This is a genomic window from Marinobacterium aestuarii, from assembly GCF_001651805.1.
In the GTDB taxonomy this organism is placed as follows: Bacteria; Pseudomonadota; Gammaproteobacteria; order Pseudomonadales; family Balneatricaceae; genus Marinobacterium_A; species Marinobacterium_A aestuarii.
On sequence record NZ_CP015839.1, the window covers coordinates 1,106,603 to 1,132,695 of the forward strand.

Sequence of the window (26,093 nt, forward strand, 5' to 3'; positions counted from 1 at the left end):
GAGTTTCCATTGGGGTTAAAAACGGATAGGGATCGTGAAGTATCGGGATAGTTCGATGCCGGCGCTCTCTGGTCTGATAGCTGTATCTGGCCCGCAGGCGTAAGCCGGGTGCCAGACAGCACAGACTGCCCCGTTGCTTGTTCGTGGGCAGAGGCTGCCTATAACAACAATGGAGCTCACCATGATCGACTTCAAACCCCTGCTGCTGGCGACGTCGCTGGCGCTATCCGCCGTCACGGCCCAGGCCCAGGACTTCCGTCTCGGACTGATAACGCCACCACCCCATATCTGGACCCAGGCGGCTAACGATTTCGCCACAGCGCTGAATGAAAAGTCCGGCGGGGAGCATCGGGTCTCGGTTTTCCCGGCGCAGCAACTGGGCAATGAAGCCCAGATGGTACAACAACTGCAAACCGGCGCCCTGGACATGGCCTTTCTGACGATCGCCGAAATATCCAACCGGGTACCGGACTTTGGTGCCCTCTACGCGCCTTACCTGGTGGACGATATCGATCAGGCTGCGGCCTTGCTGCGCTCCGATGCCGCTGTCGGTCTGCTGGATCAGCTGCCCGCAGGCGCAGGTCTGGTGGGTATCGGCTACGGCATGGCGGGCATGCGTCAGGTGCTCAGTCGCGAAACCGTGGCGAGCCCTGCGGATCTCAAGGGCAAAAAACTGCGCATAACGCCGTTTGAGCCGATCCGCGACTTCTATGCGGCCCTGGGCTCCGCGCCGACACCCCTGCCGTTGCCGGCGGTCTACGATGCCCTGGCCAACGGTCAGGTCGATGCCATCGACATGGATTTCGACTCCATCCTGATTCTCAAATTCTATGAACGCGCCGATAACCTGATGATTTCCAACCATATGATGTTTCCGATGGTGGGGGTGGTCTCCGGGCGTCTGTGGCGCTCGCTGGGCGAGGACGACAGGAACCTGATTCGCAGCAGCATGAAGGTGCAGCTGGACTCTGTCATCGCCCGTTTCCAGGCACAGGAAAAGGATCAGGAAGCGCAGCTGCGCGGGCTTGATATCACCATCACCGAGTCGGATCGCAGCACTTTCAGCGAGGCGATCGGAGTCTGGGAGCAAACCTGGTCGGCCAAGGCGCCGGCGCTGGAGTCCCTGCGCAAGGCCGCGGCTGATATCAAGGGCAGCTGATTGACGCTGCACACCCAAACTGCCCCCGGGGTCGGGGGCACGCAGGAGAATGCCATGTTGCACAAGGTCTCGAATACTGTTGCCCGGATGGAAACCAGGGTGGCCGCGGTACTGGCAGGGGCTGTCACCCTGCTGGTACTGCTGAATATCGCCAGTCGCTCCCTGGGGCATGCCATTTACTGGGTGGATGAGCTGGCGATTTACTGCATGGTCTGGATGGCCTTTTTGACGACCGCCGTGTTGCTGAAACAGCGTGAGGGGGTGAGTGTGACCCTGCTGACCGACAGCTGCACGCCGGCCGTGCGCAGAGCGCTGTCGCTGTTCAGCGATCTGGTGATCCTGGTTTTTGCCCTGGTGCTGCTGTGGCTGTGTCTGCGCTGGTATGACCCTGTCACGCTGGCCCAGTCGGGGTTTGATCTGCAGGCGTTTCAAGCCCAGACCTTCAATTTTATCTATGCCGAAAACACCAGCACCCTGGGACTGAAAAAGTTCTGGATCTGGCTGGCGTTGCCCTTTTTTGCGGTGTCACTGAGCCTGCATGCCCTGAGTAATCTGGTTGAATGTCTGGGCGCGCGACCGGCCCTGGCGGGAGAAGCCGCATGACCTTGGTGATTTTTTCGGTATTGCTGTTCAGCGCCGTCCCCATTGCGCTGGTGCTGGCCCTCAGCGCACTCTGGTACATCGCAGTGTCGGGCAATGCGGTGCTGTTTGATTCCTACGCCCAGCAACTCTTTGGCGCCGTCGAAAGCTATGGTCTGCTGGCCATTCCGCTGTTCATGCTGGCGGGCGAGCTGATGAACGAGGGGGGGCTAACCTCGCGCCTGGTCAACCTGGCCCGCATCCTGGTGGGCGGTTTTCGCGGCGGCCTGGCCTATATCAACCTGGTGGCCAACATGATGATGGCGGCGATCATGGGGTCAGCGGCGTCCCAGATTGCCATCATGTCCCGCGCCATGGTGCCGGCGATGGAAAAGGAAGGCTACGACAAGTCCTATGCCGCGGCCATTACCGCGGCCGGCGGTCTGCTGTCGCCGATTATCCCGCCCTCGATGCTGTTTGTGCTCTTTGGTGTGCTGGCCCAGGTACCCATTGCGGAGATGTTTATTGCCGGCATAGTGCCGGGGCTGATCATGGCGTTGCTGTTCTTTGTCGCCATCAGCCTGATGGGGCTGGTGCACAGCTACCCCAGGGGCGAGTGGCCCACGCGCCAGCAGGCCCGGCAGTACCTGCTGGCGGGTATTCCGGCCGGGCTGATACCGCTGATCATTATCGGTGGCATCCTTGCGGGGCTGGCAACGCCCACCGAGTCGGCGGCACTGGCATCCCTGGGGGCGTTGCTGATCGGCAAGTATGTTTACAGGGATCTGCAGTATTCCCGCCTGTTCGACATTCTAAAACGCACAGCTTTCAACTCCGGCATGGTGATCATGCTGATCGCCGTGGCCGGTGTCTTCGGTTGGGTCATCGTATTTGAGGAAATTCCCCAGAACGCGGCCGTCTGGATTGCGGCCCAGACGGCGGACCCCTTTATCTTTCTGCTGATGGTGGTGGGCATTCTGCTGCTGGTGGGCATGGTGATTGACGGCATCGCCGCGCTGATTCTGGTGGTGCCCATACTGCTGCCCATCGCCCAGCAGCAGTACGGCATCAGCCCGTACCAGTTTGGCGTGGTGGTGTGCCTGACCCTGGTGCTGGGGTTGCTGACACCTCCGGTGGGTGCCGGGCTCTTTATTGCCTCCAGCATGACCGGCGAGCCGCCCATGCGGATTTTCCGCGCCCTCTGGCCGTTCCTGATCGCGACCTTGCTGACCCTGGTGCTGCTGAGCTGGAAAGGCGAGTTGGTGACCCTGCTGCTGTGACGGCGAGTCTGATCACACAGTGCTGTCAAGGTTAAGGCTGTTTGGCTGTCGATGAACGGCGACAGCCTTTGCCGCGTTAAGGGCAGGGGATTGCGCTCTAGAAGTGTTTCAAATCGGCCTGTTTCAGCGCTTTGGCAAGCATCGTGATCGGTGAATCCAGACGCTCGTCCTTGCGCAGTACCACCTGCCAGTCCAGATAGAGTCCTGCTTTGGTCACTTTTACCGTACTGAGACCGCCGTGGCGCAGGTAGGGTTTCAGGGCCCAGGTCGGCATGATGGTGATGCCTGCGCCCGCGCGCACAAACTCCACCACAGCTTCGGTGACGCCGGCGCGGATTACCCTGCGGGGCAGTAGCTGATAGTGGCTGAACAGCTGCTCGTACTCCCGACCCGGCCCCGGGTTGGTGTGGTAGGTGATATAGGTGTTGTCGGCGATTTCTTCGGGCGATAGCCAGTCCTTGTCTGCGCCGCTATGGCCCTCTGGTAATACCGCCACCATCTCGTCCCGGAACAGCTTCAGTGTGCGGAAACCCGTCTGTACCACCGTTCCCGACACGATCGACAGGTCGATACTGCCGTTACGCAGTGCCGTATAGGGGTCCATCGACACATCCGGAATGATTTCGACGCTGATGCTCGGGTGTGCGCCCATAAAGCCGGTCAGGAAGGGCGGCAGCCAGTGATAGCTGCCATAGGCTTCATTGCCGATTCGCACCACATGTTCGATTCCCACCGACAGCTTGTTGATATCGTTTTCTGCCCGTTCCAGCTCTCCCAGCACCACCCGCGCCGACTGCAACAGGCGTTTGCCGGCGCTGGTGGGGATCAGCTTCTTGTGGCGCCTGTAGAAAAGTTCGGTATTGAGCAGGCGTTCGGCTTCGCGGATGCGGTGACTCAGCGCCGACTGTGTCAGCCCGATCAGCCCGGCGGCCTCGGAAACGCTGCCGGAGGTGGCGATCGCCAGGATCATCTGCAGATGGCGGGTGCTGACTCTGGTGCTCATAAAGTATGTAAAAAACTAATAGAAAGTGGGAATTTTATGAAATTTACATGCAAATCTGCGCTACGTAAACTCACTGCAACTCAATAACAACAATTCAATAACAGCAAGGGTACCGAACGATGAGCGATGGATGCAGGGCACAGGCGGCGGACAGGCAGCAGGTTAATCTGGACGACGAGAAGGTCCATTGGGATCAGAACATGAGCTATGGCCAGTATCTGGCGCTGGAGCCGCTGCTGGCCTGCCAGAATCCGGTTTCCGACCAGCATGACGAGATGCTGTTCATTGTTATCCATCAGGCCTCGGAACTGTGGATGAAGCTCTGCCTGCACGAGGCCTATGGCGCTGCGAAGCATATCCGCGAGGATAATCTGCGGCCTGCCTTCAAGATGCTGAGTCGCGTTGCCCGCATCCAGGAACAGCTGATCAATGCCTGGGAAGTACTGGTGACCATGACACCGGCGGACTACGCGAGTTTTCGCGATGATCTGGGCCAGAGTTCCGGTTTCCAGTCCTACCAGTACCGTGAACTGGAGTTCCTGCTGGGCAACAAGAATGCCCGCATGATCGAGGCGCACCGCGCCCATGCGCAGCATTACGCACATCTGCAGGCGGTACTCAAGGCGCCGAGCCTGTACGACATCACGCTGGCACTGCTGCAAAAGCGCGGCTTCGATATTCCCGCCAGCCATCTGCAGCGCGACTGGTCCGAGCCCTACAGTGCCTGCCCGCAGGTCGAGGCGGCCTGGTCCGAGATCTACCGCAATACCTCTAAATACTGGGATCTGTACGAGCTGGCCGAGAAGCTGGTGGACATGGAGTACAACTTTCAGAAATGGCGCTTCAGTCACATGAAAACGGTGGAGCGCATTATCGGCTATCGCCACGGAACCGGCGGCACCGCCGGCGTGAAATATCTGGTCAAGGCGCTGGACCTGCAGTTCTTCCCGGAACTTTGGTCCGTGCGGACCTCGGTCTGAGGCCCGCCAGTGAGCAAGCTCTGGGATATATCACAAAGATTGCGTGCGGGCCTGCCGGTCTGGCCCGGCGATACCGCATTTGAATCCGATCCGCACTGGGTGCTGGAAAATGGCTGTCCGGTCAATGTGGGGCGCTTTCGCCTCTCGACCCATGCCGGCACCCATGCCGATGCGCCGCTGCACTACGATGCGCAGGGTCTGCCGATTGCCGAGGTGAGCCTCGAGTATTACATAGGCCCCTGCGTGCTGATCGATGCGACGGTGTCGGGCGCACTGGTGCGCCCGGAGGATATTGCCGATCAGTTGCCCGCGCGGGTAGAGCGGGTGCTGCTGCGTACCTTCAGACAGTTCCCCCACAATCACTGGCCGGCGGACTTCACCGCCGTCGCGCCCGAGACCATCGATCTGATTGCCGCACGCGGCGCCCGCCTGATCGGTATCGACAGCCCGTCGCTGGACCCGCAGAACTCAAAGACGCTGGATGCGCACCGGGCGGTGCGGCGTCACCGCATGGCGATCCTCGAAGGCCTGGTGCTCGACGGGGTCCCCGCCGGTCCCTACGAGTTGATCGCGCCGCCTTTGAAACTGGACACACTTGATGCCTCGCCCGTGCGAGCCCTGCTAAGGAGCATTTAAGCATGACAACACTGACGCGTGATCACTTCACCACTTTGGATCAGCAGGATCCGCTGGCCGGTTTTCGGCAAGAATTCGAGCTGCCGGCCGAGCATATCTACCTCAATGGCAATTCGCTCGGCGTGCTGCCCAAAACGGCCAAGGCGCGGGCACGGGATGTGGTGGAGCAGGAGTGGGGGCAGGGCCTGATCCGCAGCTGGAACACCGCTGACTGGGTGGGCCTGCCGCGCAGGGTTGGTGACAAAATTGCCGGCCTGATTGGCGCAGATGCTGGCGAAGTGGTGGTGGCGGACTCCACCTCGGTTAACCTGTTCAAGCTGGCGGCGGCGGCGGTAAAGCTGCGCCCCGGGCGCAGCAAGATTTTGTCTGAGCCGGGCAACTTCCCCACTGATCTGTATATCCTGCAGGGCCTTGAAGCCTTTATGGACGGTCGTGTGCAGCTGAATACGGTGCACCGCGACGAGATTCTGTCGGCCATCGACGAAGATACCGCGCTGCTGGTGCTGACCCAGGTGCACTACAAGAGCGGCAGCATGTTCGACATGGCGGCGATCACGGCCCGTGCCCATGAAGTGGGAGCGCTGGTGCTGTGGGATCTGAGCCACAGCGCCGGTGCCGTGCCTGTGGCGCTGAACAGCGTCGGTGCCGACTTTGCCATCGGCTGCGGTTACAAGTACCTCAATGGCGGCCCCGGTGCACCGGGCTTCCTGTTCGTCGCCAAACGCCATCAGGCGCAGCTGCAGCAACCCCTGAGCGGCTGGTTTGGCCATGCCAGCCCTTTCCAGATGCGTGACGACTACGAACCCGCCCCGGGAATCGAGCGCATGCTGTGCGGTACCACTCCTGTGATCGGTGCCAGTCTGCTTGAGATCGGGGTCGATATCATGGCCTCGGCCGATATGACGCTGGTACGCGAAAAATCACTGCAGATGGGGCAGCTTTTTATCGAGCTGGCGGAGCAGCGCCTGGGTGGTTACGGCTTTGGTATTGCCTCGTCGAAGGATCCTGCGTTACGGGGCAGCCAGGTATCACTGACGCACGCGCAGGGCTTCGCCATCATGCAGGCACTGATTGCGCGCAACATCATTGGTGACTTCCGCGCCCCTGATATCCTGCGTTTTGGCTTTACGCCGCTCTATGTCCGCTTTGTGGATCTCTGGGACTGTGTCGATGCACTGGTCGACATTATGGCGACCCGCGACTGGGATCGGCCTGCGTTCAAGAGTCTGACCGCCGTGACCTGAGGCATGCGGGAGCTCGCCTGCACGCGAGCGGCCAGCCCCCATTTGATTCGCCCGCAGAACGGGCGCCTGCGTTTTATGCGCCGCCCGTGCGGCGTAAGGGCGCTCCTGCACATAACTATAAGATCAGGAACCATCAAGCATGAGTAACAACGGTACTTTTGAGGGGGCAGCTGCAGCGGCGGCCTCGCTGAACCAGGCTGCGCCTGAGCGTGGGCGGACCCAGTGGTCGACCCGGCTGGCCTTTATCCTGGCAGCCACAGGCTCGGCCGTGGGGCTGGGCAATATCTGGAAGTTTCCCTATATCACCGGTGAAAATGGCGGCGGTGCCTTCGTGCTGCTCTATCTCGGCTGCATCGCCCTGATCGGTATTCCGCTGCTGATGGCCGAGGTGCTGATTGGCCGGCGCGGCAAACAGAGCCCGCCGGATGCAATGCGGGCCCTGGCGCTGGAAGCCGGTGTGAGCCCGCGCTGGCAGTTGGTCGGCTGGGTCGGAGTCATGACCGGCTTTGTGCTGCTGAGCTTCTATCTGGTGGTGGCGGGCTGGGCCGTGGCCTACATCTTCAATGCCGGTAGCGGCGTTTTTACCGGTGCCTCCAGTGACGACATAGGCGCACTGTTCAACAGTCTGGTGAGCGACCCCGTAGCCTCGACGCTCTGGGGGACCCTGGTGCTGGCGGTGACTGCGGCCATTGTCATCAAGGGCGTCAAGCAGGGACTGGAGCGGGCCGTCACCATCATGATGCCGGGGCTGCTGCTGATCTTGTTGCTGCTGGTGGGTTATTCGATGACGACCGGATCTTTCGGACAGGGCTTCGCCTTCATGTTCAATCCGGATTTCAGCAAGCTGACCGGCACCAGCGTACTGGTGGCGCTCGGCCATGCGTTCTTTTCCCTGAGCCTGGCCGGCGGCGGCATGATGACCTACGGCTCCTATCTGCCCAAGCAGGTCTCGCTGGGCAGGACCATCCTGACAATAGGCCTGCTCGATACCCTGGTGGCATTGATAGCAGGTCTTGCGATCTTTCCGATCGTATTTGCCAACGGTCTTGAACCGGGGGCGGGCCCTGGGCTGATTTTTGTCACCCTGCCGCTCGCCTTCGGGCAGTTACCCCTCGGCCAGCTGGTGGGCGTGCTCTTCTTTGTGATGCTGTCATTTGCGGCCCTGACATCGGCAATCTCGCTGCTGGAGCCGGCAGTTTCCTGGTTGACCGAAAAGCGCGGTCTGTCCCGGCTCAGGGCCGGGCTGATGACCGCCGCTGGCATCTGGCTGCTGAGCCTGGGGTCGGTGTTCTCCTTCAATCTCTGGCAGGAGCACAGACTGTACGGCAAGACGTTCTTTGATGTGCTGGACTACCTGACCAGCGGCTGGATTATGCCGCTGAGTGGTTTGGCGATGGCGATCTTTACCGGCTGGGTAATGACCCGTGCCGCGACTGGCGAAGAGGTGGGCACAGGGCTTGGTTATAGCCTCTGGCGCTGGCTGATTCGTTATGTGGTGCCGGTCGGGATCGTCGCCATCTTCCTCAACGCCATTGGGGTTTTGTAAGGGGCTATGAGGTTATCGAGGGAACTCAGCCCGGGGGAGTGCCTGTGAAATATCGCAGGCTTCGCCCAGGGGAGGCGATTTTTTGAGCTTGCTTTAATTTCCGGGTTAGCCTGCCGGCTTGATCCTGCAGAAAAGTCTGTATCAGTCGGGTCATCAGTGCCGGTTTTTCGGGCATGTGAGAGTGCCTGTGGCCTATTGGGTTAATTCCGGCTTAATCCTGCAAAAAGCCTTGAATCAGCCGCGTCACCAGTGCGGGTTTTTCGGGCACTGGCAGGCGTCAGTGACTTGTCTGGTTATTCCTGCAGGAAGTTTCGTATCAAGCGTGTCATCAGGGCCGGCTTCTCTGCATGGGGCCAATGACCGGTACCTTCCACAACCTTGTAGCCCGCGGCCGGGAAGAGGCCGAGAATGGCATCGCGGTGGCTGGGCTGGATGTAGTCCGAGTTGCCGCCCTTGATGAAGAGGGTGGGGCCAGCAAAGGGCGCGCCTGTCGGTGGGGCGCTGATGTTCGGGTAGCCGCGGTGCAGGGCCTGCAGGTTGAAGCGCCAGTCGAACTGGCCGGCCTCGGTGCGGTACAGGTTGCGCAGCAGAAAGGCCCGTACCATGGCATCCTCGATGCGGGGGGCGAGCTGTTTTTCGGCGTCGCTTCTGGATTTTACCGTCGACAGGTCGATCGCCTGGAGCCCGCTGAAAACATCGCTGTGGTGGTCGGGGTACTGCACCGGGGCTATGTCCACCACTATGAGTTTGTTGACGCGCGCAGGTGCGCTGAGTGCCAGCTGCATGGCGGCCTTGCCGCCCATGGAGTGACCCAGTACCCGGGCGCTGTCGATACCGAGGTTGTCCATCAGTTCGATCAGGTCCTGCGCCATGGCGGCGTAGGTCATCTCATTGTCGTGGGGGGAGCGGCCATGGTTGCGCAGGTCGATACTGATGACCTGGTAGTCGCTTGCCAGTGCCTTTGCCTGGCTACCCCAGTTGTCGAGGCTGCCGAACAGGCCGTGCAGGATGAGCAGGGGCTCGCCCTGGCCTTGAATCTGGTGATGCAATTGCATGGATGGCTCCGTGCCTCTGGCTCGGCACCAGAGCGGGTTGTACGGGGAATGGCTCCCGCTAGCAGCCTGTCGGACTTAACACTGATCTACTGCGGAAAAGCCGAATTTGGTCAATTTATGTGCTCTTTTTTGTTAAATAGAACCACTATTCGCCTCAAAAGAGCCCAAAAACTGCCTCAAATCGGCCTTTCCCTCGCTACGATCGGTCAAGCCCGATAGGCTGCCAGGCGGGAGCGCGGTAACGCGACTCGATCAGGCGCGGGGCCGGATCAGAGGATTTCCAGCAGCTCTACGTCGAAGATCAGGGTGGCGTAGGGCGGGATGCCACCGGGGGAACCCTGAGCACCGTAGGCCAGGTTATAAGGCACGTACAGGCGCCATTTGGCACCCTTGGACATCAGCTGCAGAGCCTGGGTCCAGCCTGCGATAACGCCGCCGACCGGGAATTCAGCCGGCTGGCCACGGTCGTAGGAGCTGTCGAAGACTTTGCCGTCGATGAAGGTGCCGTGGTAATGAACCTGCACCTTGGAGTCGGCTGTCGGGCTAACGCTGCCATCGCCGGCGTTAACAACTTCATACTGCAAGCCGGATTCGAGGGTGGTAACACCGTCGCGCTGGCCGTTCTCGCTCAGGAAAGCTTCGCCGACAGCGGAAAATTCCTTGGCTTCGGCTTCTTTCTGCTCGCTCAGACGACGATTGATCTCATTGAAAGCCGCCTGAATGTCGGCAACTTCAACGCGCAGTTCCAGGTTGTTGTAGGCATCCTTGATGCCGGTGGCAACCGCATCCAGATCCAGGCCTTCAAAGCCGCCCTGTGCCAGCTGATCGCCCATCTGGCGACCAATGCCGTAGCTCGCGTGTTGTTCCAGTGTTTCCAGTTTCAGTTCAGACATGCATAACCCTGTCGGTTCTGTGATTTTAAAAGCGGGCAGGCTACCACAAGCGGCGCTTTATTTCTTGTCGATAAATGGCTGCTCGTTGACAAACAGCAACGGGTCGACCCGTGCGTTGTTAAGGCTAAGACTCCAGTGCAGGTGGGCTCCGGTGACGCGGCCAGTCTTGCCAACCAGCCCCAGCTGTTCGCCGGCGGCCATGCTTTGGCCCGGCGCTACATCGATACGGCTGAGGTGGCAGTAGAGACTGCTGAGGCCAAAACCGTGATCGACAATAATGGTATTGCCGTTGAAAAAGTAGTTGCCGGTGGCGCGCACGACGCCTGGCGCCGGTGCCCGTATAGGTGCGCCTTCGGGGGCGGCGATATCGAGACCACTGTGGGGGTTGCGCGGCTGCTGGTTAAAGTAGCGCTTGAGGCCAAAGGGGCTGCTGAAGCGCCCGTCTGCCGGCAAGGCGAAATGCAGCACCGGAGCTGCGGGTTCAGACCAGTAACTGAAGGCTGCATCCATCTCGGCTCTTTCTCGCGTCCAGCGTTTCAGGTCCTCCGGATCCGGGTCTACATGGCGTTTGTTTTTAACGGTCAGGTACTGCGCCTTGTAGGTCTTGTCTTTGATATCGAAAGCCAGGGCCTTGCCGTTGATATCCAGTTGCTGCGAGGCGCTGGCATCGGCGTCCAGGGGGATGCCGACGACGGCGAGCCACTGGTCGGGGCCGGCTGCGGGGTTCGGTACCACCAGTACCCGGGCATCCTGATAGCTGACCCTGGGCGCGGCGGCGGCCTGGAAGGGCACCAGGGCCACGCCGCCGGGTACGCGGGACTCCTGCGGAAGTCGGCTGTCGGCGCTGGCGGCGTGGGCCGTCAGCAGGCTGCCGAGCAGCAACACCGGCAGCAAAAGCTGTTTGGATATCCGGTTGGAAAGCGGTGCGGGCATTAGCGGTTCTCGTCGGGCATCAGGGTGGCGGTAACCCGGCTGTGCACGCGGCCTTTGGCCAGGCGGGTTTCGATCAGGTCGTCAACCGCAAGCAGGCTGGCATCGTCGATGACCTGGCCGCGGTTGTCCTGCACTATGGCGTAGCCACGCTCCAGCGTGGCCAGCGGGCTCACGGCGTTCAATTGGCCGGCCATGGCGGCGCTGCGCAGACGCTTGTCGTGCAGCAGGTAGTGCATCTGGCGCTCCAACTGCATGCGCAGGGCGGCCAGGTGCTGGCGCAGCTGGGCAATCTGGCGCTGCGGGCGACTCTGTACCAGCCGAGCCTGCTGGCGTTCGAGCCGGGTGCGCTTGTCGCTGAGCAGGCGCAGGGCGGCCTTGCGCAGGCGCAGTTCCAGCTCATCCAGACGCTGGGCGCGTTCGCGCAGGCGCTCCCCGGGGTGACGCAGTCGGCGCTGCAGTGCGATCAGGCGTTCCTGATACTGCTGCAGCTGTTGTCCGAGCCGTGCCTGCAGGCGCCTGCGTGCCTGGTCGAGGCGCAGCTGCAGTTCGCGCTGATCGGGGGTCAACAGCTCGGCGGCGGCGGAGGGAGTGGGGGCGCGCAGGTCGGCGACAAAGTCGCTGATCGATATATCGGTTTCATGGCCCACGGCGCTGACGACGGGGATGCGACAGGCGTGAATGGCACGGGCCACGCTCTCTTCATTAAAGGGCCACAGGTCCTCCAGTGAGCCGCCGCCGCGGCCAATAATAATCACGTCACACTGATCGTGTTGCTGGGCCAATTTCAGCGCTCGCACCAGGGCGGGGGCCGCTTCCGCACCTTGTACGGCGCTGGGATAGAGCGTGACGGGCAGGCCGGGGAAACGGCGCTTCAGCACGCTGAGAATATCGTGGATGGCGGCGCCCGTGGGCGAGGTGATCACGCCCAGGTGGCGCGGGTGCGCTGGCAAAGGCTGCTTGCCGGCCTGGTCAAACAGGCCCTCGGCGTCGAGGCGCAGTTTCAGGGCTTCGAATGCCTGCTGCAGTTGGCCAACACCGCTTTCTTCCATGTAATCGCAGATCAGCTGGAATTCGCCACGGCCCTCATAAAGGGATACCTTGGCCCGCACCATGACCTGATCACCATCCCTGGGGCGGTATTTCAGGAACTGGCTGCGGTTGCGAAACAGCGCGCAGCGCACCTGGGCGCGTTCATCCTTGAGGGTGAAATACCAGTGGCCGGAACTGGGGCGCACAAAATTCGATATTTCCCCCTGTACCTGAATCATCATGAACGAGCTTTCCAGCAAGGATCGGGCCTGCCGGTTAAGGTCGGAAACGGAGAGGGCGTGGGTCTGGGCTTTTAGGATCATGGCTGCATCTTAAGGAGGCGCCGAACAAGTCGCAATAGGGCGTATTCGCACCGGGATAAGCGGTTGTCGGTTGCGTCTGTGTTAGCCTGTGTGCGACGGCGGCCAGAGAGAGCCGCCTGGCCCGGATACAGGCTGGTCAGAGGTTAATCGTTTTTGTACTTTTGTCGGTGATATCTGTATAATTGCGCGTTTCATTTTTTATGCTCCTTTCACGCTACTATGGGCTGCTGATAATGTTACGAATCGTTGAAGAAGCGCTCACTTTTGATGACGTTCTGTTGATGCCCGGATACTCCGAGGTATTGCCCAAGGATGTATCCCTCAAGACGCGCCTGACCCGGGGGATCGAGCTGAATATCCCGCTGGCGTCGGCGGCGATGGATACCGTTACCGAAGCGCGTCTGGCGATTACCATGGCGCAGGAAGGCGGCATCGGCATCATTCACAAGAACCTGACCGTTGAGCAGCAGGCTGACGAAGTGCGCCGGGTGAAGAAATTCGAGGCCGGCATCGTCAATAATCCGGTCACCTGCCACTCTGATATGACCGTGGGCGAGCTGCGTGCGCTGTCCGAACGCCTGACCTACTCCGGTTTCCCTGTGGTGGATGATGGCGAGCTGGTCGGTATCGTCACCAGCCGTGATGTGCGTTTCGAGCAGTACCTGGACGCCAAGGTCTCCACTATCATGACGCCCAAAGAGCGCCTGGTGACCGTGAAGGAAGGGGCTGACCCGGACAAGGTTCGCAACCTGCTGCGCAAGCACCGCATCGAACGCATTCTGGTGGTTGACGATGCCTTCAAGCTCAGCGGCATGATGACCGTCAAGGACATGTACAAGGCCAAGGCCTATCCCAATGCCGCCAAGGACTCCCAGGGTCGCCTGATCGTGGGCGCGGCTGTGGGGACCGGTGCCGATACGCCAGACCGCGTTGCGGCGCTGGTTGAGGCCGGTGTTGATGTCATTATCGTCGATACGGCCCATGGGCATTCCCGTGGCGTGATTGATCGCGTGGCCTGGGTCAAGAAGACCTTCCCGCAGGTGCAGGTCATTGGTGGCAACATCGCGACCGCCGCTGCGGCCATTGCCCTGGCGGACGCCGGTGCCGATGGCGTCAAGGTGGGTATTGGTCCGGGCTCCATCTGCACGACCCGTATCGTCTCTGGTATTGGTGTGCCGCAGATTACCGCCGTGGCCAATGTTGCCGCAGTAATGAGCGAGCGCGGCATCCCGGTTATTGCCGATGGCGGCGTGCGCTTCTCTGGCGATCTGGCCAAGGCTGTGGCGGCTGGAGCATCCTGCATCATGGTCGGCTCCATGCTGGCCGGTACCGATGAAGCGCCGGGCGAAGTGGAGCTGTTTCAGGGGCGGGCGTTCAAGTCCTACCGTGGCATGGGTTCCCTGGGTGCCATGGCGCAGACCTCCGGTTCTTCGGACCGTTATTTCCAGGATGCCTCTGAAGGTGTCGAGAAGCTGGTACCTGAAGGCATCGAAGGTCGCGTGCCCTGCAAGGGCCCGGTGGCGGGTGTTGTGCATCAGCTGATGGGCGGTCTGCGGTCCTCCATGGGCTATACCGGCAGCGCCAATATTGATGTCATGCGTACGGTGCCGCAGTTTGTGCGCATCACCAGTGCCGGCATGAACGAAAGCCATGTACATGATGTAAGCATCACTAAGGAAGCGCCGAACTACCGCGTCGGCTAAACCTTGTAACATCTCCGACAAATGGGGTGGCAACTGACCGCTCCATTTTTTTTTTTGCCAGGAGGCTGTCCGATAATGCTGGCCGTAGCGAGAGCCGACTGATTTGAGCTGATTTTGGTGATGTTTTGAGGCGAATAGTGGTTCTATTTAACGAAAAACAGCACAGAAAACAGCCAAACTCAGGTGGTTCGCAGCAGGTTGAGTATTGTTGGCCAGTCTCCTAGTGCATTAGTTGCCCGGCAACCGGTGGAGACACTGTCGAATGACACAAGATATTCATGCACAACGCATCCTGATCCTGGATTTTGGTTCCCAGTACACCCAGCTGATCGCGCGCAGGGTTCGCGAAATCGGTGTGTACAGCGAAATTCATCCCTGGGATATGGACGAAACGGCCATCCGCGAGTTCGCCCCTGTGGGTATTATCCTCGCCGGCGGTCCTGAATCGGTCACCGAGTATGATTCGCCCCGTGCGCCCCAGGCCGTGTTTGACCTGGGTATTCCGGTGCTGGGCATCTGCTACGGCATGCAGACCATGGCCGAACAGCTGGGCGGCAAGGTTGAGACTTCCGACAAGCGCGAGTTCGGCTATGCCAAGGTACGCCTTGCCGGCAGCCCGAGCCGTCTGCTCGAAGGTATTGAGGATCATCTGGCCAACAACGGCTCGCTGATTCTGGATGTGTGGATGAGCCACGGCGACAAGGTCACCGAGCTGCCGGAAGGTTTTGCGATCATCGCATCCACCGATTCTGCGCCAGTGGCAGCCATGTGCGATCCCAAGCGCAAGCTCTATGGCGTGCAGTTCCATCCTGAGGTGACACACACCAAGCAGGGTGGTCGCATCCTCGAGCGTTTCGTGCGTGAAATCTGCAACACCGACGGCCTCTGGACGGCGGCGAACATTGTCAGCGACCTGACCGCCAAGGTGCGTGCCCAGGTTGGCAATCAGAAGGTTCTGCTGGGATTGTCTGGGGGTGTGGATTCGTCTGTTGTGGCGGCGCTGCTGCACAAGGCGATTGGCGATCAGCTGACCTGTGTGTTTGTCGATAACGGCCTGCTGCGCAAGAACGAAGGCGATCATGTCATGGACATGTTTGCCCAGAACATGGGTGTGCGCGTGGTCCGTGCCAATGCCCAGGAAAAGTTCCTGTCCCGTCTGCTGGGTGAAAATGACCCGGAGAAGAAGCGCAAGCTGATCGGCAACACCTTTATCGAAGTCTTCGATGAAGAAGCCACCACGCTGAAGGACGTTAACTTCCTGGCGCAGGGGACTATCTATCCGGACGTAATCGAGTCTGCGGCCTCCAAGACAGGCAAGGCGCACGTGATCAAGTCGCACCACAACGTGGGCGGCCTGCCGGATGACATGCAGTTTGAACTGGTTGAGCCGCTGCGCGAACTCTTCAAGGATGAAGTGCGCAAGATAGGTCTGGAGCTGGGCCTGCCCTACGATATGGTCTACCGTCACCCCTTCCCGGGTCCGGGTCTGGGCGTACGTATTCTGGGTGAAGTCAAAAAGGAATACGCCGATATCCTGCGTGAGGCGGATGCCATCTTTATTGAAGAGCTGCACAACGCCGGCTGGTATCACAAGACCAGCCAGGCTTTTGCTGTCTTCCTGCCGGTGAAGTCCGTGGGTGTGGTGGGTGACGGTCGCCGTTACGAATACGTCATCGCGCTGCGCGCTGTCGAAACCATCGATTTCATGACTGCCCGCTGGGCGCACCTGCCCTACGAGCTGCTGGAAACCGTATCAAGCCGCGTGATCAACGAGATCCCGCAGGTATCCCGCGTGACCTATGATGTGTCCAGCAAGCCGCCGGCCACTATCGAGTGGGAATGATCGTTAACTAAGTGATCCAAAAGCCCGCTGCTGCGGGCTTTTTTATACATGGATGTATTTATCCTGCGTGTGCATGGATGCACAAAAGCAGGGTTTATACATGGATGTATTTATCCTGCGTGTGCACGGATGCACAAAAGCAGGGTTTATGTACAGTATGCCGCGAGCGCAGGGATGCGCAGGGGCGGCGGCAGGAGAGGGCATGGTTGACGAGCAGCGAACGATCGACGAGCGCTGGATGGATGAGGCGCTGCTGATGGCCATGCAGGCCGATGCCGCCGGTGAGGTGCCGGTCGGTGCCGTGGTGGTACTGGATGGCGAGATTATCGGCCGTGGCTGGAACAGGCCCATCAGCGGCCATGATCCCACCGCCCATGCCGAGATCATGGCGCTGCGCGAGGCGGCGGCGGCGATCGGCAATTACCGTCTGGTGGGGGCGGACCTGTATGTCACCATCGAGCCGTGCACCATGTGTGCCGGTGCCATAGTGCACGGGCGCATCCGTCGGCTGGTGTTTGGCGCCACTGAGCCCAAGTCCGGTGCTGTGGTCAGCAACGGCCAGTTGTTGCAGCAGGCCTGGCTGAATCACGGCGTTGTGGTAGAGGGCGGTATAAGGGCGCAGCAGTGCAGCGAGCGCATCAGTGATTTCTTTCACCGTCGCCGGGAACAGAAGCGGGCTCAGAAGCAGGCGTCGCGGGCTCTTCCGGAGGCTGCGCCGGGCGATGGGCAGGGCTGAGCGCGCAGAGTGATAGGGCGGACGGTCTTCCTGCGGCTTTTGATCAGCGTTTCGCCGGGGCTGGGCTCCGGTGAAGCGCTTAAAGTGTTGGTGGCAGGGTTTCCAGTACGGCCTCGCCGGGGCTGGGTTCCGATACTGTGTTGTCGCGGTTTTGGCGAATACGGTCTAGTTGTTTTTCCCAGCGCAGCAGGTCGATGTATTTCTGGATATTGTTGACGTAGAGCACGGGCTCATAGCCGCGGGCGTACCCCAGGCGCACGGTGCTATAGTATTTTTCCTTGGTTAGCAGGGGCAGGTGTTTGGCGACATCCTCCCAGCTATCGGGGTTCTTGCCAGCGCGCTGTGTAAGGATGCGGGCATCTTCAAGGTGGCCGAAGCCGACGTTGTAGCCGGCCAGGGCCATCCAGGTGTGATCGGGCTCGGGGATGCGCTCGGGAATCTGGTTCTTTACGCTGATCAGGTAGTGGGCGCCGCCGATGATGCTCTGGATGGGGTCGGTGCGATCCTCCACGCCCACTTCCGAGGCCGCGGCATTGGTCAGCATCATGATGCCCTTTACGCCGGTGGGGGAGACCGCCGCCGGATTCCAGTGTGACTCCTGGTAGGCCACCGAGGCGAGCAGGGTCCAGTCGATATCGGTTTCCTGTTCGGCGATGTAAAAGTACTGCTCGTATTCCGGCAGGCGCTCGCGCAGGTCTTTCTTGAAAGTGACGGTATCGAAGTAATTGAGGGCGTTGCTGCGCTCGAAGTATTTTTCCCGCAGCTGGCGAATCAGTTCGCGGGTTTCTGCCTTGGCAAAGAACTGGTTCAGCGCTTCCAGCATGGAGCCGTCCTGCAGTTTGGGCAGCATCCAGGCGACGGGTTGGGGCTGTTCCAGTGCAAAGGCTTTTTCGAGGCCAGGGAAGAAGGAGTACTGGCCGTCGAAGCGGATGCTGTCGGCAATGGTGTAATCGATCTCCTGGTTGTGCACCTGTTCCAGCAGGTCGTTGACACTGAGCGCGTCTGTTTCTTCCCAGCTCAGCTCCGGAAAGTCCTGTTGGTACTGGCGCAGCAGTTCGCTGTGGCTGGAGTTGGCGACCACGCGGATCTGCTTGCCGATCAGGTCCTTGATGGAGGTGGGGGCGGGCTTGCCCTGGGTGACGCGGTAGATCAGGTTGGCGGCGCTTTCCATGTAGGGCGGTGCGAAGCTGAAGTCCTGCTGACGCTCGGGGGTGATGGTCAGGCCGGCGGCGGCGAGGTGGGCGCTGCGCTCGCGTACCTGACGCAGCAGGTCGGAGAAGTTGTCCGGGATCTGCAGTTCCAGTCGCACGCCTATCTCGCTGGCGAAGGCCTGGGCGAGCTCATATTCGAAGCCGGAGGGCTCGCCCTTGTCGAGAAAATAGTCGCTGGGGGTGTTGCGGGTCGCCAGGCGCAGCACGCCGCGTTCCTGGATAACTTCCAGTCGCGTCAGGCTGTTGTAGCTCACAAGTGCCGGAAAACTCAGCAAAACAAGCAGGCTGAGCAGGATAAGGGCATCTTTGCGGCGATGAAGGTTCAGCAACATAGTTCGGGCTTTTCTGGTATCCGTAGGGCTGTTTCGGTAAAATTCAGGGCCTGTTTTTTCTGTAATCCCTGTCCGTCCAGGCATACTTTCAAGAGGCTCGAAAACGACATGCTCGTACTGCGTGGAGCGCCCGCTCTTTCTGCATTCCGTCACGAAAAGCTGCTGTCAGCCCTGCAATCCAAAGTTGCAGCGGTTACGGCGCTCTACGGCGAGTTCATCCATTTTGCCGACCTCAAGCAGGAGCTGGCGGATAGCCAGCGTAATGTACTGGATCGTATCCTGCGTTACGGCCCCAAAGCCGAAGCCGGTGAGCCCCAGGGTGAACTGGTGCTGGTGGTTCCCCGTCCCGGCACCATTTCACCCTGGTCCTCCAAGGCGACCGACATTGCCCGCAACTGTGGTCTGTCTGACGTCAAGCGCCTCGAGCGTGGTGTGGCGTACTATATTCAGTCATCCCAGGCGCTGGATCAAGCCGATCGTGCGCTGATTCGTGCAGAGCTGCAGGATCGTATGGTTGAAGCCGTGCTGGGTTCGCTGGACGAAGCCGCGCAGCTGTTTGTGGAGGACGTGCCACAGCCGCTGAGTCGCGTTGATGTGCTGGGCGGTGGGCGTGATGCCCTGGCTCAGGCCAATACGGCTCTGGGTCTGGCACTGGCCGACGACGAGATCGACTACCTGGTCGACAGCTTCAAGGGGCTGGATCGCAATCCGACCGACGTCGAGCTGATGATGTTTGCCCAGGCCAACTCCGAACATTGCCGTCACAAGATCTTCAATGCCTCCTGGGATATCGACGGTGAAGAGCAGGATCGTTCCCTGTTTGCGATGATCCGCAACACCCACGAACTGGGCGGTGAAGGCGTGCTATCGGCGTACAAGGATAACGCCGCTGTTATCGTTGGCAGCCGGGCCGGACGCTTCTACCCGGATGCTGAAAGCCGCGAATATGGCGCCAATCAGGAAGATATCCACATCCTGATCAAGGTTGAGACGCACAACCATCCGACCGCCATTGCGCCCCACCCGGGTGCAGCAACGGGCTCCGGTGGCGAGATTCGCGACGAAGGTGCGACGGGGCGTGGCGGCAAGCCGAAGGCGGGTCTGACCGGTTTCAGCGTTTCCGACCTGAATATCCCAGGTTTTGTGCAGCCCTGGGAATCCCAGTACGGCAAGCCGGACCGCATTGTCTCGGCGCTGGATATCATGCTCGAAGGCCCCATAGGTGGTGCGGCTTTCAACAACGAATTTGGCCGCCCGGCCCTGACGGGCTACTTCCGTACCTTTGAGCAGCGCGTCAACGGTGCTGCCGGCGAGGAAGTGCGTGGTTACCACAAGCCCATCATGCTGGCGGGTGGTCTGGGCAATATCCGTGGGGATCATGTCGAAAAAGGCGAGATCCAGACCGGCGCCAAGCTGGTGTGCCTCGGCGGGCCTGCCATGCAGATCGGTCTGGGCGGCGGGGCGGCATCGTCCATGTCCTCCGGCACTTCTTCCGAAGATCTGGATTTTGCATCGGTGCAGCGTGGCAACCCCGAGCTGGAGCGCCGCTGCCAGGAAGTCATCGATCAGTGCTGGCAGATGGGCGACGTCAACCCCATCGCCTTTATTCATGACGTCGGCGCGGGCGGTCTGTCCAATGCCTTCCCCGAGCTGGTAAAGGACGGCGGTCGCGGCGGTGATTTCGGGCTGCGCAATATCAACAGTGACGAGCCTGGCATGACGCCGCTGGCCATCTGGTGCAACGAGGCGCAGGAACGCTATGTGCTGGCGGTGCAACCGCAGGACATGGCGCGCTTCGAAGCTATCTGTGCCCGTGAGCGCTGCCCCTATGCCATCGTCGGTGAGGCGACGCAAGAGCATCACCTGACGCTTGGCGATACGCATTTTGATAACAAGCCGGTGGATCTGCCGATGAGCGTGCTCTTCGGCAAGCCGCCGAAGATGCACCGCAGCGTGCAGCGCAGCAGCTACGAGGTGGCCGAGTTCTCGACCGATGGTATCGTGCTGGGTGAAGCGGTTGAGCGCGTGCTGCGTCTGCCGGCGGTGGGTTCCAAGTCTTTCCTGATCACCATTGGCGACCGCTCCATTACCGGCCAGGTGGCCCGTGACCAGATGGTCGGTCCCTGGCAGGTGCCGGTGGCGGACTGTGCCGTCACCACTTCGGCCTACGATACCTATGCTGGTGAAGCCATGGCGCTGGGCGAGCGTACGCCGCTGGCGCTGGTGGATGGCCCGGCTTCCGGGCGCATGGCCATCGGCGAGACCCTGACCAACCTGGCGGCGGCGCGCATTGGCGAGATCGGCGAAGTGCGGCTGTCGGCCAACTGGATGTGTGCTGCCGGTCACCCGGGTGAAGATGAAAAACTCTATGACACAGTGCGTGCCGTTGGCATGGAGCTGTGCCCGCAGCTGGGCATTACCGTGCCGGTGGGCAAGGATTCCATGTCCATGCGTACTGTCTGGGATGACAATGGCGAGCAGAAGAGCGTTACTGCACCACTGTCGCTGATTATTTCCGGCTTTGCGCCGGTGCTGGATGCGCGCAAGACACTGACGCCGCAACTGCGTACCGACAAGGGCGAAACCGATCTGATCCTGCTGGATCTGGGTAACGGCCAGAACCGCCTGGGACTGTCTGCGCTGGCGCAGGTGTATAGCCAGGTCGGTCAGTCGGTACCGGATGTGGATGATGCCGATCAGTTGGCAGCGTTCTTTGCCGCCATTCAGGAGTTGAACGAGCAGGATCTGCTGCTGGCGTACCATGACCGTTCTGATGGTGGTCTGCTTGCGACCGTGGCTGAAATGGCCTTTGCCGGTCATGCCGGTGTGGATCTGCATCTTGATCTGCTGGCGGCGGATGCATCCGAAATCGCGGCGGCGCTTTTTGCCGAAGAGCTTGGTGCCGTGGTGCAGGTCTCCAGGGCTGATACCGAAACCGTACTGACGGAGCTTAACGCTGCGGGTCTGGGCGATATTGCCAAGGTTATAGGTTCGCTGAATGACGACGATCAGCTGTGTATTCACTTCGATGACGAAGAAGTGTACAGCGCTGCACGCATTGAGCTGCAGCGGGTCTGGTCTGAAACCTCCTACCGCATTCAGGCGCTGCGTGATAACTCCGAATGTGCCCAGCAGGAATTCGATACCCTGCTGGATGCGGCGGATCCTGGTCTGCATGCCGAGCTGAGCTTTGATCAGAACGAAGATGTGGCAGCGCCTTTCATTAATACCGGTGCGCGTCCGCGCATTGCGGTGCTGCGTGAGCAGGGCGTTAACGGTCAGGTGGAGATGGCGGCGGCCTTTGACAAGGCCGGCTTTGCGGCGGTGGATGTGCACATGAGTGACATCATTTCCGGGCGTCGCACGCTGGAAGAGTTCAAGGGCCTGGTGGCCTGCGGCGGCTTCTCCTACGGTGACGTACTGGGCGCCGGTGAAGGCTGGGCCAAGTCGATACTGTTCAACGCTGTCGCGCGGGAGCAGTTCGAAGCCTACTTCAACCGTACCGATACCTTTGCGCTGGGTATCTGTAACGGCTGTCAGATGCTATCCAACCTGCATGAGCTGATTCCGGGCGCAGGACTCTGGCCGCACTTCGTGCGTAATATGTCCGAGCAGTTCGAAGCCCGCGTCGCCATGGTGGAGGTGCAGCAGAGTGCGTCCATTCTGCTGCAGGGGATGCAGGGTTCGCGCATGCCGATCGCTATTGCCCATGGTGAGGGCCGTGCGGAGTTCCGTGACGAAGCGCACCTGATCGGATTGCAGGGTGCTGGAGACATTGCGCTGCGCTATGTGGATAACTATGGCCGCGTGACCGAGCAGTATCCGGCCAACCCGAACGGCTCGCCGGTCGGTATTGGTGGTGTGACCACGGCGGATGGCCGTGTCACCATCATGATGCCGCATCCGGAGCGTGTGTTCAGGGCTGTGCAGAACTCCTGGGCGCCGGACGCCTGGGAAGAAGACGGCGCCTGGATGCGCATGTTCCGCAATGCCCGCGTCTGGGTTGGCTAAACCGCTTTCCCTCGCTCGAAACTAAAACGGCAGCCCTCGGGCTGCCGTTTTTTGTACAGGGATGTACTTATCCTACGGGCGCATGGATGCGCTGGAGTAGGGTTTATACAGGGACGTATGTATCCCGCGTGCGCATGGATGCGCAGGAGCGGGGTTTACAGGGACGTACTTTATTGTTATTTGCTCCTGCAATAACAATAGTCCCGCCATCCCTGGCGGTCATCCTACTAGCGCATGGGGTCTGCAGCTGCGAGCTGGAATCACAGGCACAAAAAAAGCCGGCAGATGCCGGCTTTTTTACCGCTTAAGAAAGATTACATGTCTTTCTTGTCACCGGAGATCTGCACGTCTACACGACGGTCTGCGCGCAGGCAGGCAATCAGAGCAGCGCCGCGGCCGGAGCAGCTGGCGACAGGTGCGGATTCGCCCAGGGAGCTGACGCTGATCTTGCCACCATCAACGCCGGCAGCACGCAGCTCGGAAGCAACGGCTTCAGCGCGACGCTGGCCCAGACGCTGGTTGTAATCGGCGTTGCCGATAAAGTCAGCGTTACCGACCAGATCTACGTTGTCCAGCTTGGACATGGAGCCAATGTAGTTAACGATGGCGCTGATGTCTTCTTCAACCTTGGCGCTGTCGAAGTCGAAGAACAGGCTGAATTTTTTGTCAGCGCTGACCATCATTGGCGCGGCGGGAACCGGAGCCGGAGCGGGTTCTTCGGCTTTAGCCATGGCCTGGTAGCCGTCGCAGCCTTCAACTGTGGCATCTGCTTCGGTGAAGAAGCCGGTGTGCCAGCATTCACCGAAGCTGTTGCGCCAGATAGTGGCGGAAGAGTCTTCAACGTAGCCTTGATTGGTTGGGTGCGCCTGGGCGACGGCAGACAAAGTCATAGCCAAAGCGACACCGGCGGAGAGGGCAAACTTTTTCATAGTAAGATTTCCTTGTGCCTGTTGTGGGTGGTCAGTCTATAAAAATAGCCCAAATTCTCTCCCACGGTTCCTGAATGATGGTTGAATGTAACCGTCAACGTCCGTGGTGGCCAGGGGTACTTTTCACAGCTGTAGACAGCTACCGGTTACGGTATAGCTAATCGGCAACATACTAACATACAGATTGTGTGATTATGGTAAAACTTTTTTGTAAGGTTTTACCGTAACGCGCGCGTATACGTCTGCCTTTATATAGGGGTCTTCATTGGCCCAGGTCTGTGCCGCTTCCAGCGAACTGAATTGCGCAATAACCAGGCTACCAGTAAAACCTGCTGGGCCCGGATCTTCACTGTCAATTGCCGGGTGTGGCCCGGCTACGAGCAGAAGTCCTTCATTCTTAAGCTGTTCGAGGCGGGCAAGGTGCTCGGGCCGTGCCTGCAGTCGTCGCTCCAGGCTATCGGGTTTATCCTCGGCCATGATTGCGTAAAACATGTTACCGGTACTCCTCTTTTTTTGTATGCGTTATTTTGGGGTGTCGCTCTGGATATGCCGGGACATGTAGAACCCCTGAGCCAGGATAAATACAAAAGTGAGTCCAAGCATACCGAACAGTTTGAAGTTTACCCAGGCTTCTTCACTCAGAGAGTAGGCCACCGCAAGGTTGGCAATGCCCATGCTGATGAAGAATATAACCCAGGCGATGTTGAGGTTGCGCCACGCCTGTGCTGGCAGGGCTATATTGGCATCCATGAGTCGCTGCACAACCGTTTTTTTGCCGATAAACTGGCTGCCCAGAAATACGGCGCCAAAGAGCCAGTTAACGACGGTGGGCTTCCACTGAATAAATGTCTTGTCCTGAAAAATGACGGTGGCCCCGCCCATTAGCACCACCAGTACCAGGGTGACCAGTTGCATTTTCTCGATACGGTGAGTGCGTATCCAGGTGTACAGCATCTGCAGCATGGTGGCCGGGATCAGCACGGCGGTTGCCAGGATGATGTCCCCGCTGGTCTTGTAGACGGCAAAGAAGATGATGATGGGTAAAAAATCGAGTAAAAGTTTCATGGGCTTGATGTCTACTGTGTGGAGCCCCAGTATAAAGGCCTGTTCATGACTTATAAACCGGACCCTGTAATGGTATTACCGAAATATGATCTGCATTGTCACACGACGGCTTCCGACGGTGTGCTGAGTCCTGTCGAGCTGGTGGCCAGGGCGGCGGATCAGGGGGTTGAGGTGCTGGCGATCACTGATCATGACAGTGTTGCTGCTCTACAGCAGGCTTCGGTGGTGGCCCAGGCGGCCAATATACGTCTGTTGCCGGGGGTTGAGCTTACGGCCAGCTGGGGTTCCCGGGTCGTGCATCTGGTGGGTCTTGGTTTTGATCCGACGGCGCCGTCGCTGCAGCGTTACCTTGAGGGCCTGACGGAACTGCGAACGGATCGGGCGCAGCGTATCGCCAAGAGGCTGATTGGCCGCAAGTTGCCGGATCTGTTGCCGGCTGTGCTGGAGCTGGCGGGGGGCGGTCAGGTGGGGCGGCCGCATTTTGCCATGGCTCTGGTGGCCGCCGGTGTCTGTGAAACCGAGCAGCAGGCGTTTAAAAACTATCTGGGTACCGGAAAGGTAGGGGATGTGCAGATGGCCTGGCCGGCCATGTCGGTGGCGCTGGATTTGTTGCACTATACCGGGGGCGTGGGAATATTGGCGCACCCTACCAAGTATCGCCTTACCTTTACTCGGTTGCGCTCTCTGTTGACGGATTTTATTGCTGCTGGTGGCGACGGTATTGAAGTGAGTTATTCGGGTATAAAGCCGGAGCATCAGCGGGAATTGCAAAAGATTGCCCGTAAAATGGATCTGATGGTATCAGCCGGCAGTGATTTTCATCAGCCAGGCAAGCCCTGGGTGGAACTTGGGCGTTTTCAGCCGCCGGATACTGAGTGCCGGCATGTGTTGTCCTCTCTTCTTTAGTCCTCTGTGCTGGGCTACACTGCGCCTTGAGAGGGAATCAGGACAGGCAGGCTAATCGTGAGTCAATTTTTTCAGATACATCAGGAAAATCCCCAAAAGCGTCTGGTTCAGCAGGCGGCCGAGATAATCAGGCAAGGCGGGGTTGTCGTCTATCCCACGGATTGTGCCTATGCCCTGGGGTGTCATTTGGGTGACAAGTCGGCGATGGAGCGCATTCAGCGTATTCGCAAGCTTGATGACAAGCATAACTTTACGCTGGTGTGTCAGGATCTGAGTGAAATCAGTACTTACGCCAAGATGGATAATCAGTGCTATCGCCTCATCAAGGCGCATACGCCTGGGGCTTACACCTTTATCCTGAATGCGACCAGCGAAGTTCCGCGCCGGCTGATGCACCCCAAGCGCCGCACCATTGGTATCCGTATTCCCAATAATCCAATTGCACTGGCGCTGATGGAAGCCCTTGGTGAGCCTATTATGAGCACGTCCCTGATTTTGCCGGGGGATGTTGAGCCGCTGGCGGATCCTTATGAGATCCGTGATTTGCTGCAGCACAGTGTCGACCTGGTTATCGATGGTGGTTATTGCGGCGTTGAGGCTACAACCGTGGTTAATCTGGTGGACGGTGTGCCGGAGATCATTCGCCAGGGCGCGGGGCCAATAGGTACTCTTGCCTGAGGCGGTTTTGCTGCGCTGC

General features: G+C 59.7%; 22 protein-coding genes. 13 read left to right on the forward strand and 9 right to left on the reverse strand.

The window, feature by feature from the left end; all coding sequences use genetic code 11:
* Positions 1 to 181: 181 nt before the first annotated feature.
* Genes A8C75_RS04860 through A8C75_RS04870 form a run of 3 tightly spaced genes read left to right on the forward strand, consistent with a single transcriptional unit; the run spans position 182 to position 3,018 of the window.
* Positions 182 to 1,159 (forward strand): TRAP transporter substrate-binding protein, encoded by a 978-nt coding sequence (locus A8C75_RS04860; protein ID WP_067378907.1) that lies wholly within the window; start codon positions 182 to 184, stop codon positions 1,157 to 1,159.
* 54 nt (positions 1,160 to 1,213) lie between these two features.
* Positions 1,214 to 1,762: a TRAP transporter small permease gene (locus tag A8C75_RS04865; RefSeq protein WP_067378910.1), complete on the forward strand. Its 549-nt coding sequence runs from the start codon at positions 1,214 to 1,216 to the stop codon at positions 1,760 to 1,762.
* Entirely contained in the window at positions 1,759 to 3,018 is a 1,260-nt protein-coding gene (locus A8C75_RS04870) for a TRAP transporter large permease (RefSeq protein ID WP_067378913.1), read from the forward strand. Before A8C75_RS04865 ends, A8C75_RS04870 begins: the two co-directional genes overlap by 4 nt.
* 97 nt (positions 3,019 to 3,115) lie before the next feature.
* On the opposite strand, the gene A8C75_RS04875 is transcribed toward A8C75_RS04870, so the two are convergent.
* Positions 3,116 to 4,021, reverse strand: a complete 906-nt coding sequence (locus A8C75_RS04875; protein ID WP_227819836.1) for a LysR family transcriptional regulator — start codon at positions 4,019 to 4,021, stop codon at positions 3,116 to 3,118.
* Between the two features lie 119 nt (positions 4,022 to 4,140).
* Here A8C75_RS04875 and kynA point away from each other — a divergent pair, with 119 nt between their 5' ends.
* The 4 genes from kynA (at position 4,141) to A8C75_RS04895 (ending at position 8,427) form a co-directional block, all read left to right on the forward strand.
* On the forward strand, positions 4,141 to 5,001 hold the full coding sequence (gene kynA / locus A8C75_RS04880; RefSeq protein ID WP_067378917.1) for a tryptophan 2,3-dioxygenase: 861 nt from the start codon (positions 4,141 to 4,143) through the stop codon (positions 4,999 to 5,001).
* 9 nt (positions 5,002 to 5,010) lie between these two features.
* Positions 5,011 to 5,637, forward strand: coding sequence for an arylformamidase (gene kynB / locus A8C75_RS04885; RefSeq protein ID WP_067378920.1), 627 nt, complete (start codon positions 5,011 to 5,013; stop codon positions 5,635 to 5,637).
* A 2-nt stretch (positions 5,638 to 5,639) separates the two neighbouring features.
* The gene (gene kynU, locus A8C75_RS04890; RefSeq protein ID WP_067378923.1) at positions 5,640 to 6,881 is read left to right on the forward strand and encodes a kynureninase; all 1,242 of its coding nucleotides are present in this window, start codon (positions 5,640 to 5,642) and stop codon (positions 6,879 to 6,881) included.
* Between the two features lie 139 nt (positions 6,882 to 7,020).
* Positions 7,021 to 8,427: a sodium-dependent transporter gene (locus A8C75_RS04895; protein WP_067378926.1), complete on the forward strand. Its 1,407-nt coding sequence runs from the start codon at positions 7,021 to 7,023 to the stop codon at positions 8,425 to 8,427.
* 293 nt (positions 8,428 to 8,720) lie between these two features.
* Here the strand turns inward: A8C75_RS04895 and A8C75_RS04900 are convergent, their stop codons facing one another.
* The 4 genes from A8C75_RS04900 to xseA all read right to left on the reverse strand — a co-directional run bounded on the left by A8C75_RS04900 (position 8,721) and on the right by xseA (position 12,660).
* Positions 8,721 to 9,482, reverse strand: coding sequence for an alpha/beta fold hydrolase (locus tag A8C75_RS04900; RefSeq protein WP_067378929.1), 762 nt, complete (start codon positions 9,480 to 9,482; stop codon positions 8,721 to 8,723).
* 269 nt (positions 9,483 to 9,751) lie between these two features.
* The gene (locus A8C75_RS04905) at positions 9,752 to 10,375 is read right to left on the reverse strand and encodes an FKBP-type peptidyl-prolyl cis-trans isomerase (protein ID WP_067378933.1); all 624 of its coding nucleotides are present in this window, start codon (positions 10,373 to 10,375) and stop codon (positions 9,752 to 9,754) included.
* 57 nt (positions 10,376 to 10,432) lie between these two features.
* On the reverse strand, positions 10,433 to 11,308 hold the full coding sequence (locus tag A8C75_RS04910; protein WP_084783767.1) for a peptidoglycan DD-metalloendopeptidase family protein: 876 nt from the start codon (positions 11,306 to 11,308) through the stop codon (positions 10,433 to 10,435).
* Entirely contained in the window at positions 11,308 to 12,660 is a 1,353-nt protein-coding gene (xseA, locus tag A8C75_RS04915) for an exodeoxyribonuclease VII large subunit (protein ID WP_067378936.1), read from the reverse strand. The genes A8C75_RS04910 and xseA overlap by 1 nt, the downstream gene beginning before the upstream one ends.
* A gap of 233 nt (positions 12,661 to 12,893) precedes the next feature.
* Here xseA and guaB point away from each other — a divergent pair, with 233 nt between their 5' ends.
* From guaB to tadA, 3 genes are all read left to right on the forward strand, one after another.
* Positions 12,894 to 14,363: an IMP dehydrogenase gene (gene guaB, locus A8C75_RS04920; RefSeq protein WP_067386995.1), complete on the forward strand. Its 1,470-nt coding sequence runs from the start codon at positions 12,894 to 12,896 to the stop codon at positions 14,361 to 14,363.
* A 262-nt stretch (positions 14,364 to 14,625) separates the two neighbouring features.
* Entirely contained in the window at positions 14,626 to 16,206 is a 1,581-nt protein-coding gene (guaA, locus tag A8C75_RS04925; RefSeq protein WP_067378939.1) for a glutamine-hydrolyzing GMP synthase, read from the forward strand.
* 202 nt (positions 16,207 to 16,408) lie between these two features.
* The gene (tadA, locus tag A8C75_RS04930; protein WP_067378942.1) at positions 16,409 to 16,942 is read left to right on the forward strand and encodes a tRNA adenosine(34) deaminase TadA; all 534 of its coding nucleotides are present in this window, start codon (positions 16,409 to 16,411) and stop codon (positions 16,940 to 16,942) included.
* Positions 16,943 to 17,021: 79 nt separating this feature from the next.
* Here tadA and mltF read toward each other — a convergent pair whose 3' ends face one another.
* Positions 17,022 to 18,485: a membrane-bound lytic murein transglycosylase MltF gene (gene mltF, locus A8C75_RS04935; protein ID WP_067378946.1), complete on the reverse strand. Its 1,464-nt coding sequence runs from the start codon at positions 18,483 to 18,485 to the stop codon at positions 17,022 to 17,024.
* A 108-nt stretch (positions 18,486 to 18,593) separates the two neighbouring features.
* Between mltF and purL the strand changes: the two genes are divergently transcribed.
* Positions 18,594 to 22,496 (forward strand): phosphoribosylformylglycinamidine synthase, encoded by a 3,903-nt coding sequence (gene purL, locus A8C75_RS04940; RefSeq protein WP_067378949.1) that lies wholly within the window; start codon positions 18,594 to 18,596, stop codon positions 22,494 to 22,496.
* A gap of 314 nt (positions 22,497 to 22,810) precedes the next feature.
* On the opposite strand, the gene A8C75_RS04945 is transcribed toward purL, so the two are convergent.
* From A8C75_RS04945 to A8C75_RS04955, 3 genes are all read right to left on the reverse strand, one after another.
* Positions 22,811 to 23,425: an OmpA family protein gene (locus tag A8C75_RS04945; protein WP_067378952.1), complete on the reverse strand. Its 615-nt coding sequence runs from the start codon at positions 23,423 to 23,425 to the stop codon at positions 22,811 to 22,813.
* 192 nt (positions 23,426 to 23,617) lie between these two features.
* Positions 23,618 to 23,917 carry a YciI family protein gene (locus A8C75_RS04950; protein WP_067378953.1) on the reverse strand — a complete coding sequence of 100 codons (300 nt, stop codon included), beginning with the start codon at positions 23,915 to 23,917 and terminating at the stop codon, positions 23,618 to 23,620.
* Between the two features lie 30 nt (positions 23,918 to 23,947).
* Positions 23,948 to 24,490 (reverse strand): septation protein A, encoded by a 543-nt coding sequence (locus A8C75_RS04955; RefSeq protein WP_067378955.1) that lies wholly within the window; start codon positions 24,488 to 24,490, stop codon positions 23,948 to 23,950.
* A 69-nt stretch (positions 24,491 to 24,559) separates the two neighbouring features.
* Between A8C75_RS04955 and A8C75_RS04960 the strand changes: the two genes are divergently transcribed.
* Together A8C75_RS04960 and A8C75_RS04965 are read left to right on the forward strand one after the other, a co-directional pair.
* On the forward strand, positions 24,560 to 25,396 hold the full coding sequence (locus A8C75_RS04960; RefSeq protein WP_067378958.1) for a PHP domain-containing protein: 837 nt from the start codon (positions 24,560 to 24,562) through the stop codon (positions 25,394 to 25,396).
* Positions 25,397 to 25,453: 57 nt separating this feature from the next.
* Positions 25,454 to 26,074: an L-threonylcarbamoyladenylate synthase gene (locus A8C75_RS04965; RefSeq protein ID WP_067378961.1), complete on the forward strand. Its 621-nt coding sequence runs from the start codon at positions 25,454 to 25,456 to the stop codon at positions 26,072 to 26,074.
* Positions 26,075 to 26,093: the final 19 nt, after the last annotated feature.